A 12,819-nucleotide genomic window follows, 5' to 3' on the forward strand; every position below is an offset into this window, starting at 1 on the left:
CGATCCACCCAGCGGGTAAGCCTTCTAGCACTTCGCCTAGGGGGGTGTCCTTATGCTACTGTAGTTCCCCCAGAGGGGGTGACACTAACACTACTGCTTGCGTCCCCACCCAGAGGGTGAGCCTAACACTACTCGCGCTCCACCTTGGAAGTGCGCCTTAAGCTACTAGGCTCCACCCTAGGAGGTAAGCCTTACGCTACTCACCCAGGGAGCAAGCCCTGCGCTACTTACGCTCCCGCTCCTCCCTTGCGGGTCCGGTGGACTCCCCGGGGACGAGCACCGCGGGCAGCTTGATTTTGTTCGCTACCGTCCGGTTCTCCATCAGGGCCAGCACGTTTTCCACGGCCAGCTTGCCCATATCTTCTTCACTTTGACGCATATGGGTGAAGGCGTAGCCCTCGCCGATGCGGAACTGCGGGCTGTCGAAGCAGATGATCGACACGTCCTCAGGAATGCGCAGGCCAAGCCGGGTCACCGCCGCTTTAGCCAGCAGCGCGATGTTGTACTCGATGGCGAAGAAGGCCGAAATCGTAGGATGGGCCTCGAGATGGCGCATGATTTTTTGAATGTCCCGTTCAATATTGTCATCGTAAAAAGAGTTCGGCAGCGTCGACGTCAAATCGCTGATCCACAGCTCCCGCTCTACAGCGATACCTCGGCCGGCATGCGCCTGCACAAATCCTTCGATCCGTTCCTCGACGGCCGACGTATCGATGGGCGGCGGAGATAACAGCGAAATGCGGGCGTGTCCGAGGTCAAACAAATGCTCCGCCGCCTCCTGCGCCGCCTTCACATTGTCGGTAATGATGGATGCCGCCGCCACGCCCTTCAGCTCCCGGTCGATCAGCACCAGCGGGAAGCGTTCGATCACCAGCTTGAGGATTTCCGCGTTGAAATACTCCCCCTGTGCCGGAAATACGATCAATCCGTCGACGCCAAGCTGCAGCAGCTTGCGAATCGTCGCTTCCTCGTTCTCCTGAACCCCAAACGTCCGCTTCAGGACAAGAAAACAATCCTGCTCCCGCGCAGCATCCTCCATCCCGTAGATCAGCCGCGTTCCGTAGCTGCCGGCAAAATCCGTCAGCACAACGCCGATCAGCTTTCCGGCAGCCTCCTTGTCCGTTCTGTTCCCACTATAGATTCCGTCCCATCGGCCATTCGCCTGTTCCTCCGCGCCTGTGCCCTCGGCTTCGGGGTCCGTCACAAACGAGCCGCGTCCCGGCTTCCGAACGATAATCCCCTCGGCAGCCAGCATTTCTAAAGCTCGCTTGCTCGTAATCCGGCTAACCTGATATTCCTCGGCCAGCTCCTTCTCCGATGGAATCCGGTCTCCCGGTTTATAACTATGATCTAGGATTTTCTGCTTTACATCATCGAAAATCTTCTCGTACATCGGTTTTGACGAGGTGGTTTCACTCATGACGTTCCTCCCACGTTCCCTCACACAAGGACATGATATATATTATAATATATCATGATATATCGCTAATGTCGAACCATGCTTGAAAAGGTTCGCAGAACCCCAAGCTTCAGTTGGAGCGAGCCAAGGCCTCCAACCCCAGGGCGAGGGCGCCGCAAAGCCCAGCCTGATTCCCTAATCCCGGCGGGACAATATAATCATCAATCCCGCTTAAAATGGCTGGCGCGTTCACATATCCGGCCAGGTTCCGCTGAACTTCCTTGCGAATCAACAGGAACAGCTGCGGTTGCTGCATCACGCCGCCGCCCATGATCACTTTTTGCGGTGAGAGCATGAGGATGGACCCGGTCACCGCCTGCGCTAAATAGTAGGCTTCGATGGCCCAGGCAGGATGGTCCGGTGCCAGCTCTTGTCCTTTTACCTTCCAACGCGCTTCAAGACTTGGCCCCGCAGCCATGCCCTCTAGACAGTCCCCATGATACGGGCATAGCCCGGGGAAGTCGTCCTCCGGATGCCGCCGCGGCAGAACATGTCCACCTTCCGGATGAATCAATCCATGGACAAGCTTACCTTCGGCCAAGACCCCGACACCGATCCCGGTCCCCACCGTATAATACACGCAGCTGTCCAGCCCCTGAGCGGCACCCCACTTTGCCTCGCCCAAGGCGGCGGCGTTCACGTCTGTATCCCAGCCATAGGGAACATCAAAAGCCGATTTTAATTTGCCAAGCACATCATATCCGTTCCAGCCCGGCTTCGGTGTTGTCGTGACATGTCCGTAAGTGGCGCTGCTTGGATTCAAGTCCAGCGGGCCAAACGAGCCGACGCCAATCGCTTCTACATTTTTATCGCGAAAATAAGCAATCACCCTTTCCAACGTTGGCTCAGGCAGCTCTGTGGGGAAGCTGATCTGGTCCTCGATGACTCCGTGCTCATTTCCGACGCCGCACACGAACTTTGTCCCGCCGGCCTCAATTGCTCCGATACGCATCAAATCTCCTCCTTTGTCATGATAGGATTTACCTCGACGAAGTGATCCCAAACGCCGTATACGATCTCCGCTACTATACCGGCGATAACTTCATCGAGGAGCAAATCGACGGATACAACGGCCCGTTTGCCATTCTGACCCTGCGCGCAGCCCGCGCTTTGAAAAAAGTTAACGACGACTTAGAAAGCCAAGGCTACCGCCTGAAAATCATCGATGCCTATCGACCGCAGAAGGCAGTGAACCATAAACTCTCAATGCGTCCTGCCTACCCTACCATTTCAACCGGTAGATCCCCTTGTTCTCCAAGCCCCGGATCAACGGCGTCCACGCTTCGGATTCCGGCGTCGTAGCCAGCGCGTCCTCTACCATCTGCAGCTTGGCGTCCAGCGCATCGATATGGTGGAGGGCGACGGCCTCCGGCGTCTGCGGCTGCACCGGGCTGCCCCATTCCCCCAAGTTGTGGTGGGACAACACCAAATGCTGCAGGGCGAGCACCTTCGGCGAATCCAGCGCGATGCCCAGGCGAATGGCCGCTTCGGTCACCCACTGCGACGCCATCGAAATATGCCCAAGCAGCTTGCCGGGCGTACTATACTCGGACACGATGCCGAGTTCAGCTACCATTTCTTCCGGCTTGGCAATATCGTGCAAAATGATGCCCGCCTTCAGCAGGTCCGGGTTCAAGAACGCGCGCTGCGCACATAGGAAATCGCCGATTTCCAGCATCCGTACCATATGGTAGGCCAAGCCGCCGAAATAAGCGTGATGATGCGTTTTGGCCGCGGGATAATGGGCCAGCTTCTCCTCCACCTTACCGACGCAAAAGCGAACGATCGCCTGAATATCCGGATCGGCAATATCGTTGATGACGGCCTGGATCGTATGGATCAGCGCTTCCGACGAAATGGGCGCAGAGCGGATAAAATCCGTGAGCCTCACGCCGTCTTCCGGCTTGGCCAACCGCATCTGCAAGATTTTCACCTGCAGCTTCTCACGGTAGGTTTGCACGATTCCCCGCACCTTCACGAGCCTCATCGGGAAAAACGTTTCCTTGTCCGTTGGCGAGGCATCCCAAAATTTGGCCGGGATTTCCCCGGTGGAATCGCACAATACGATATCTAAATAGTCTTTGGGCGGATTCGCGTTCGTCTGCTTGATCTCCAGCTCCTTCAGCAAATAAAAGCCAATAAATTCATCCTGGTTTCGTAATTGATTAATTTGCGTCACCCATATTCCTCCAAACCCATGATAGACCCATTATACTATGGGACAGCCAAAACCTCAGCGTCTTTTCATCCCCGCCTGCCCGCCTTCTAAGAACAAGAAAAGAACGCCTCCCCGTGAATCTCACAGGGCCAGCGTCCTTTTCATTTCAAATCAATGCTTATCTTCCGGCGTTCTCAAGCGCGTCCTTGACGGCCTCAATGACTTGTGCGGAAACCGCTTTTACGCCTTCGGTTTCGCCAAACGCTGCTGGACGATACCCGTATTTATGCAGGGAACCTTCGGCAGTTGGCGTTTCGATTTCCGCCTTGACGGCTTTCTCGTCGGCGGTTAATTGGTCTTCAGTCTTGATTTTGCCGTTCTCATCCAAATAGAAGACTTCCATTTTGAACGGAATGTTGTTTTGCACCGTCACCATCACGTAAACGGATTTGTCCTTGTTAATACCGGCGAAAATCCCGTTGATATAAGCCGTTTTGTAAGTCTCGCTGATTTCCGCTTTCTTATAAGCATTTTCGACGGCCGTTTTCAATGCGGTGCTGCTGCTGGTCGCCCCAGTTACAACATCCACTTGAGCCGCTTGCTCTCTCGTTCCGGCAAACAGCAGATCGCGGGTCAGGATCGGGATCGCTCTAACGACTTCAGCGTAAGCCGAAGCGCCGCGGTCCACCATATTCACACCGACGCGATACAGCTTCAGGCCAACGATAACGCCGTTGCGCAGCGTGACATCGGCGCGGTTCGTCCCTTTGTCGTAAGCGTCGCCGTAGGTCGTGTACGTGCCGTCTTTATAATTGCCTTGCGTTTTCGACGCGTTGTTCAGCAGGTCAGCGAACGCCGCTCTGGCGGCGAGGGACAGGTTTTCTTGACCTACGATCGGCGTCATGTTCGCGCCTTTTTGAGTCAAGCCTTCGGTTAACTGAGCGACAACGGTTTGTTGCTCATCCGTCAGCTTGTCGGAAGCGATCAGCTTACCGGCATCATCAAACAGGAAGACTTTTACGTTCGAAACGTGGTCTGCTTTAATGTCAGCCAAAACCAGCAATCTGGACAGGTTGTCGACACCGGCAAACGTTCCTTCAAAATACTTCGCTTTCCCCGGAACCTTCAGCGCCTTCTCGAAAGCGCGTTCTACAGCGAGGTTCCAGCTATGGCTGCTCTCGGTGGCGCCGGCAATCGCATCAACGTCATCCTTAAAGTTCTCGATGTACGAGCCGTTCGCGAGCAGTTTGGCCGTCATCGGCGCATTTGCTTTGACCACTTCGGCATAGGCCGTGTCGCCGCGGTCAATCAGGTTGGAACCCAATCTGTACAGCTTCACATCAACCAGCTTGCCGTTGCGGATGTAGACGTCGGCTCTCTCAACCCCTTTATCGCGGGCAGAACCGTAGGCGGAGTAGAATCCATCAATATATTTCGAATCGTTGTTTACCTTGGCATTTTGCTCCGCGTCCCAATATGCGTTCACAGCGGCTTTGTACTCAGCCTCCTGGCCTTTAGAACCAACGGCGCCGGTACCTTTCGCCAACAGCTCGGCTGCGATCGCTTTCACCAATGCCGCTTGCTCGCTGGTCATATTTGCTTCTTCGATGGCATTGCCGCTGGCGTCAAGCGGATATACTTTGACAGCTGTACGCTTCGTTGCATCGAAGGTCGCAAACACCATGTATTTGCCTTCCGGATCGACACCCATATGCTCGCCGACAAAATAAGTGACACCCTTTGGCTTCTCTTTCAAAGCTCTTTGGAAGGCACGGTCAACGGACAGCTTCCAGCCCTCGCTGGAACGGGTCGCTCCGGACACAACGTCCACTTTGGCGGCCTGCTCCTGCGTTTTGCCAAGCAGGTCCGCTTTCATCGTTTCGTAAGCGTTCCAGAGGCCGCTATAGTTGTTGCGAACGTCTCTGTCGATCAGCTTAGGGCTTGTTCTGAGCAGCTCAATCGCGGCGATTTTTCCGTCCTTGATCGTAACTTTGGCCCCTTCGGTCCCTTTGGAATAAGCGTTGCCGTAGGCCACATATACGCCGTCAACATACGGACTTTCCGCAGGTTTGACCGCCGAAGTTTTTGCCGGAGTTGTTTTCGTTGTTGTCTTTACAGGAGCTGTTGTCGTTTTTGTAGTTGTTTTGGTCGTAGTTTTTGTGGTTGTTTTTGTAGTAGTTTTGTTCGTCGTCGACTTGCTTGGCGTAGTTGTCTTGCTAGGTGTTGTCGTCTTGCTAGGTGTTGTCGACTTGCTTGGAGTTGTCGTCTTGCTTGGTGTCGTTGTCTTACTTGGTGTCGTTGTCTTACTTGGTGTTGTGGTTTTGCTAGGTGTTGTTTCTTTGGTTGGCGTTTCCGATTCCGATGCGGCAGACACCACGTCAATGCTGGTCAGCTTGAAACCGGACGTCCCAACCGTAAGCGACAAGGACGATAACACCAACGTCGCGCTTACTGTAAGGCTAATCAGCTTTTTCAAATGCAATCCTCTCCCTTGTGATTTTCACCGAGTTACGTAAAGCTACATAACCTGCTCGCCGTTCATGGCATGTTCTTGTTGAATTTTCGACTGTGCTCAGATCACGATTCCGATATAACGCTCTCCAAGCAATCGCGCCCCTCCCTCTTGCACGATGTCTATCCCTTGAACCGACCCGACTCTGAATTAATGTGAAGAATTTCACATAACCTGTGAAAAAAATTAGTTGGATCGGTTCCCATTAAATACTAGGTAATTTGACGCAAAAACGCTGTACGCAAAATCACATAGCCTGAAAGATATGTCACTTTGTTATGGCTTAGCTGAAGAAAACAGCCGCCGGGATGGTTCCCGACGGCTGTTATACAAGCGAGTATTCTAGCTGACTCTATTGTGTTTTAGAAGACGTTACTGCGTGTTGCCAATCGCCATCCACGTTACGATTCCGTAGTTGACGCTAGTGTCCTTCAGCTTGGATATCGTGATGACAGCCGAGCCAGGCGATTGCTCCTTCAGCGAAGTATAATACGCAGGGTGATTGGTCATCGCAACGACAACGTAGTTGGACGAAGCAAACGGCGATTCAAATTTGATCTTAACCGTCGCCTCCTCCTCATGAGGCTTCAGCAGGAACGGAACCATGCCAAATTGCATCTCCGCCGGCTGGCCTGCCAGCGTGGTTACCGGAGCAAAGTTGAGCTGCTCCACTCCAACGGAGCCCGGCTGCAAGTGGCGAGTCCCAACGGCCTCATCCGCTAGTATAGCGCTGTCGACCGCATTTGGCGCCAAATGGGCGTTCTCTACCGACGCTGGCTGCAAATGTTCCGCCCCAACCGCGCCTACAGCCAAAGCCCCTGCATCCACTGCACCGGGTTGCAGATGCCCCCGGCCGATGGAAGAAGGCTGGATGTCTTCGCCGCCGATCCCTTCCTCAGGCAGCAAACCGTGTTGCTGAATCTCGGTGGACAGATGCCAAATATTGACGGCTTCGAGAGCGATATGGTGGGCATTCACCGCAGCATCGCTTAAATGCCGGGACTCCACGCTTTCTGCTGCCAAGTTCGCACTTTGCACGGCGTCCTCGGCCAGGTGATGGCTTTGAACGGCGGCATTTGCCAATTGCTCGCTGTGCACCACGCCTTCCTGCAGATGGCGAGTGCCTACAACCGCTTCGCCCAGATGGCGTTCCGACACAACGCCTTCCGCCAAATGCTCACCTTGAACTGCTCCATGATCCAAGTGGAAGCCTTGGACCGTCCCCTCTGCCAAGTGCACGCCTTGCACGGAACCGGCTTGCAGATGACCACTACCCACCGCTTGCTCACCCAGGGCTTCGGAGCCAACCGCGCCGGATTGCAGATGCCAGCTGGTGATGGACGACGGCTTCAGATCCTCCCCGCTGATGCCTTCCGCAGGCAAGAGACCGTGTTGCTGCAGCTCAGCCGATAGATGCGAGACATTTACGGCTTCAGGGGCAAGATGCGAGCTGTCGACCACGGCCTCCCCAAGATGCTGGGAGGTGATGCTGCCTTCGGCCAAATGCCCGCTTTGCACGGCGCCTTCAGCTAGATTCCGGCTTTGGACGGACCCATTTGCCAGATGGCGGTTCAACACGGAACCTGCCTTCAGATGACCGCTGCCCACCGCTTGCTCGCTCAGCGCTTCGGAGCCAACCGCGCCGGATTGCAGATGCCAGCTGGTGATGGACGACGGCTTCAGATCCTCCCCGCTGATGCCTTCTGCAGGCAAGAGACCGTGCTGCTGCAGTTCGGCAGACAAGTGTCCGTGATTCACGGCTTCGGGAGCGATATGGGTGCCTTCCACCACGGCCTCCCCAAGATGCTGGGAGGTGATGCTGCCTTCAGCCAAATGCCCGCCTTGCACAGCGCCTTCAGCAAGATTCCGGCTTTGGACGGACCCATCTGCCAGATGGCGGTTTAACACGGAACCCGCCTTCAGGTGACCGCTGCCCACCGCCTGCTCGCCTAGAGCTATGGCATTTACCGCACCGGCTTGCAAATGCCGGCTGGTAATCGACCCGGCCTGCAAATCATCCCCGCTGATCCCATCGGCCGGCAACAGACCCTGTTGCTGCAGTTCGGCAGACAAGTGTCCGTGATTCACGGCTTCGGGAGCGATATGGGTGCCTTCCACCACGGCCTCCCCAAGGTGCCGGGACTCCACGCTCCCCTCGGCTAAATGCTCGCTTTGCACCGCGCCTGCGATCAAGTTCCGGCTTTGAATGGACCCATCTGCCAGATGGCGATTCAACACGGAACCGCTCTGTAAGTGGCCGCTGCCAACCGCCTGCTCACCCAGCGCTGTAGCGTTCACCGCACCAGCTTGCAGATGCCGGCTGGTAATCGACCCGGCCTGCAAGTCATCCCCACTGATCCCTTCGGCCGGCAACAGACCCTGCTGCTGGAGCTCTGCGGACAAGTGCTCGTAATTTACGGCTTCGGGAGCGATATAGGTGCCTTCCACCACCGCCTTTCCAAGGTGCCGTGACTCCACGCTCCCCTCGGCTAAATGCTCGCTTTGCACCGCTCCTTCGGACAGGTGCTGGCTTTGGACGGACGCCTTCGCCAGATGGCCGCTTTGCACCGCACCTGCCTGAAGATGGGAGCTGCCAACCGCCTGCTCACCCAGCGCTTTGGAGCCAACTGCGCCTGCCTGCAGGTGCTGGCTGGCGATAGCTCCCGGCTGCAGAGCCTCCCCGTCGATCCCGGCGACAGGCAGCAGCCCGCTTTGGCGCAAGGCAGGGATCATGTGGGCAGCGCTGATCGATTCCGGAGCGATGTGGTAAGATCCGATCACCGAGACTCCGAGGTGGCGGTCAGTCACGCTGCCTTTGGCCAAATGCTCGCTTTGTACCGCCCCTTCAGCCAAATGCCGGCTTTGGACAGACGCCTCCGCCAGGTGACCGCTTTGCACCGCCCCCTCCTGAAGATGGGAGCTGCCAACCGCCTGCTCACCTAACGCGTCCGTATCAACCGCACCGGCTTGCAGGTGCAGGCTGGTGATGGCGCCCGCCTGCAGATCCTTACCGCGGATCCCCGCCTCGGGAAGTAACCCGCTCTGCCGCAACTCGGCAGACAGATGTCCGGCTTCGATGGCTTCGGCGGCAATATGGCGGGAGCCCACGGCTGCGTCGCCCAGGTGGCGTCCCGTTACACTGCCTTCGGCCAAATGCTTGCTCTGTACAGCCCCAGCGGCCAGATGATCGGCTCCAACCGCGCCAGCGGACAGAGCTTCCGACCCGACGGCACCGGGGGCCAAATGCCCGGCGTCCACGGCTTGCGCCGCCAGTTTCGGACCGGTCACGCTGCTGTTCGCCAGCTTCGCAACCGTCACCGCCAGATCCCCCAGCTTATCCGTTGTCACGCTTTCCGGCGACAGCTTCAAGCTGGTGACCGCATGATCCTGGAGATGCGGCGAGAAGATGACGCCAACCCCCAGGTGCTCCTCCCGAATCGCACCGGGTGCGATCTGGCCGCGGGTGACGGAGCCCGTCGCCAAATGCCGGGTCTGCACGATACCCGATCCCAAATGGTCGGCCGTGATTTGCTGTGCACCGATGGCGGACTCCGTCACCGCGGCCGGAGCGATCGCGCGGCTCGTCACACTGTCTTTAGCCAGTTTGTCGGCCGTGACGCTTCCTGGCTGCAGATGATTCGTCGCAACCGCTCCATCCGCCAGGTGCTCCGTGGTCACCTCGGCGGACGCCAGCTTCTGCCGGGTGACCGCCGCATCGGCCAGATGCCATTCCTGCACCGCTTCCGAAGCAAGGTGACTGCTTTGCACCGCCCCTTCGGACAGGTGCTTGCCGGTAACCGCTCCCCGCGCAAGCTGCGGCGATTGCACGGCCCCTTTGGCCAAGTGCCGGGTCAATACAGCTTCGTCCGCGATTTTCCCCGGCAGCACGCTTTGATCGGCGATCTTGGACGAGGTTACCGCCTGCTCGATGATATGCGAGGTGCCCACAGACTGGTCGGCCAGCTTCGTGGAAGGGATCGATTTATCGGCAAGATGCCGCGCCTGGATGACCTTGTCAGCGATATGCTCCTGACCAATACTGCCAGGCTGAACATGTTCGCTGCCCACGGCTCCTGACGCAAGATGGTGGGATTCAATCACCATTTCACCTAAATGAGCGGAAGTAACGCTCCCTTCCTGCAGCTGCTCCGCGCCGACACTGGACCAAGCCAGCAGTTCCCGGTCGATCATACCGGGTGCCAAATGCCGCGAAGTAATGCTGTGATCCGCCAGATGGCGGCTTTCCACCGCCCCTTCCGCCAGCTTCTCTCCCGTTACGGAGTGATCGCGCAGCTTCGATGTTGTCACAGAGGCCTCTCCCAGCTTAGAGGTGTCGACCGCTCCGTTGGCCAAATGCTGCGCATTTACGGCACCGCTGCGGATTTTATCCCCCGTTACAGCTTGGTCCTGCAAGAGCTCGGACGTTACGATCCATTCCGACAGATGCCGGCTCTCCACCGCCCCTTCTGCCAGCTTCTCCCCGGTGATCACCCGATCCGCCAGCTTCTCCGGGGTGATGCTGCCGTCAACCAGCTTCTCTCCGCCGATGGAATGATCCCGGATCGCCCAGCCTTCGATCGAACCGTCAACCAAGTGGCTGCCGTTCACGGAGGAAGGAGCGATTTTGGAGGAGGTCACCGCCCGATCGGCCAGCTTGATGTTCTCCACGGCGTAATCGGCGATCCAAGCGGTGTCGATCGTCCCCCGCATGATCCGCGAAGCATCGATCGTATACGGCGCAATTTTCTCCCCGGTGACGGCCTCATCGATGAGATCGTCGGTATAAATAATGCCCCGTTCTTGGTGCGGCGCGGTTTTTTCACTCAGCAGTTCCTGCAGCGCCTGGTTTCCGTCAACGTTTCCATGCTCCGGATCTGCTCCGGGTGATGCCGTCGCGGCCTCTTTCTCTTGCTCCGGCAACGCGGGCAGTACGGGCGCTGGGCTTTCATGAAGTTCAAACCTCTTGTCCCCGGATCGCGACGATTCCTTTCGTTCCTCCAGCAGCTTAAGTTCATTGATATTCGGGTTATCTACGTAATAGAGCGATTTCTTTGGTCTACTTGATTTTGTTGATTTATGTCTCTTCAAGAGCCGCCCTCTCCTTTGCCAATATAATAATCTTTGGTATCATATGCGGGGGGTTAGGCTCTTGTCACAGCTTTTGGGCCTGATGCCGCAGCACGCTGCCTCCTGAAAAAAGATGAAATGGTTTCCCCGATTTCTACCGTTTTTAGCAGAACGGCCGCACGTTACAATAACCTTACGCGTAAGAATTCGGAAGGTACGTCGAAGCACGCCAAAGTTCACCGAAGTTCGCGGAACATCCCTTAAGCTCAAGTCTTGGAGGCAACTAGACATGAAAACCGATCTCGCCATAAACACCGCTCAGAAAGCATCCGTTAACGTTAGCCCGGCCGTCCCAGAGGCGTCAGAGGAACCTAACACGGCCATACTCCTATCTGCTGAAAAAAGCCCCACTACTGCACCAAACCTCGGCTATCGCCGCTCGTTTGCGATCATTTTGACAAGCGTCGTGCTGTTAAGCTTCGGGGGGAAGCTCTATGAAATCATCCTTCCGCTGATGATGTACGACATTACCCATTCCTCTGTGGCCATGAGCAGTATGAAAACCGCGGAGCTGCTGCCCAACTTCTTCTTCGCCATCTTCATCGGCGTCTTAGTTGACCGCGTCAACAAAAAACGCTGGATCCTCTGGATGATCGGGCTGCAGGCGATGCTGCTCCTTGCCTTTGCCGTCTTGTTCCGAAGCGGGATTCATCTGCTGCCGGTCTATTACGCCATCGGCTTCCTGCTGATGACGCTGAATTATGGATATTTTAATGCCGAAGTCAGCCTTATCAAGCTGAGTGTCCCGGCCCGGGAACTGACAAGCGCCAATGCCAAGCTGAGCTTTGCCGAAACGTTTGTTGGCATTATGGGGCCAGCGTTGTCCGGTCTGATCCTGATGTTATCCGACATCTCCGATGGATTGCTCATCACGTCGTTCTGTTACCTGATATGCATGGGGTTATTTACTAGACTAAAATTGGCGGAGAAAAAAGAAACCCCGCGGCAATCCCGATTCGCCGCGGAGTTTCTGGAGGGCTGGCGCGCCTTTTGCGTGAACAAGCCGCTCGTGTTGATGACCGTGTTCGTCGTGTTTCTAAACTGTACGTACACGGTGATCAGTACGACATCGATCTACTACGCCAAGGACGATCTGGGATTGTCCTCGTCCCTGCTAGCCGTTGTACTCTCGGCTTCAGGTGCCGGAGGTCTTGCCGGAAGCTTGCTGCTCAGTCGGTTAAGACAATCCTGGGGCCTGGGCAAGGTGTTTGGCGCATCCATCTTGCTGAACGTCATCGCTTATCTCCTTCTGTTTCTTAGCGATGGCCTCGTGATGTTTGCAGTCGCCCTTTTCCTATCCGGATTTGCCGCGACCTTGTACAGCGTGTCGGTGTACGCCTTCCGCCAAGAGCAGACGCCGGCGCCGCTGATGGGACGAATCGCCGGAATTACCGGGACCTGCTTCCGGATCGGCATGCCTATCGCCGTCTACGCTTCCGGTTGGGTCATCGCCTGGTGGGGCACAAGCGTGATCTTTATCACCTGCGCGATATGGAATCTGATCGTCCTGGCCGTTTACGTGCGAACCCGGCTGTGGAACGTTCAGTGAGCTGATACCCTTCT

The 12,819-nt window shown here is 56.5% G+C and carries 6 protein-coding genes; 1 reads left to right on the forward strand and 5 read right to left on the reverse strand.

The genetic code is table 11. The features are described from left to right. Positions 1-223: 223 nt before the first annotated feature. The 5 genes from NSQ80_RS15535 to NSQ80_RS15555 form a co-directional block, all read right to left on the reverse strand. The gene (locus tag NSQ80_RS15535; RefSeq protein WP_339299800.1) at positions 224-1,420 is read right to left on the reverse strand and encodes a GntR family transcriptional regulator; all 1,197 of its coding nucleotides are present in this window, start codon (positions 1,418-1,420) and stop codon (positions 224-226) included. Positions 1,421-1,529: 109 nt separating this feature from the next. After that, entirely contained in the window at positions 1,530-2,411 is an 882-nt protein-coding gene (locus NSQ80_RS15540) for an ROK family protein (RefSeq protein ID WP_323077311.1), read from the reverse strand. Positions 2,412-2,681: 270 nt separating this feature from the next. Further along, positions 2,682-3,638 carry an HD domain-containing protein gene (locus tag NSQ80_RS15545; RefSeq protein WP_009224349.1) on the reverse strand — a complete coding sequence of 319 codons (957 nt, stop codon included), beginning with the start codon at positions 3,636-3,638 and terminating at the stop codon, positions 2,682-2,684. Positions 3,639-3,795: 157 nt separating this feature from the next. Beyond that, positions 3,796-6,093, reverse strand: coding sequence for an FMN-binding protein (locus NSQ80_RS15550; protein WP_339299803.1), 2,298 nt, complete (start codon positions 6,091-6,093; stop codon positions 3,796-3,798). A 408-nt stretch (positions 6,094-6,501) separates the two neighbouring features. Next, a complete protein-coding gene (locus NSQ80_RS15555) occupies positions 6,502-11,217 on the reverse strand; it encodes a WIAG-tail domain (RefSeq protein WP_339299805.1) in 4,716 nt (1,571 codons plus the stop codon). 268 nt (positions 11,218-11,485) lie between these two features. On the opposite strand from NSQ80_RS15555, the gene NSQ80_RS15560 reads away from it, so the two are divergent. After that, a complete protein-coding gene (locus NSQ80_RS15560) occupies positions 11,486-12,805 on the forward strand; it encodes an MFS transporter (RefSeq protein WP_339299807.1) in 1,320 nt (439 codons plus the stop codon). Positions 12,806-12,819: the final 14 nt, after the last annotated feature.

This window comes from Paenibacillus sp. FSL K6-2441 (genome assembly GCF_037964765.1).
Lineage (GTDB): Bacteria > Bacillota > Bacilli > Paenibacillales > Paenibacillaceae > Fontibacillus > Fontibacillus phoenicis.

What these genes read in the sequence shown, in the direction of transcription:
- NSQ80_RS15540 (WP_323077311.1), bottom strand. Translation starts at nt 2,411, where the DNA reads ATGCGTATCGGAGCAATTGAGGCCGGCGGGACAAAGTTCGTGTGCGGC.
- NSQ80_RS15560 (WP_339299807.1), top strand. Translation starts at nt 11,486, where the DNA reads ATGAAAACCGATCTCGCCATAAACACCGCTCAGAAAGCATCCGTTAAC.
- NSQ80_RS15535 (WP_339299800.1), bottom strand. Translation starts at nt 1,420, where the DNA reads ATGAGTGAAACCACCTCGTCAAAACCGATGTACGAGAAGATTTTCGAT.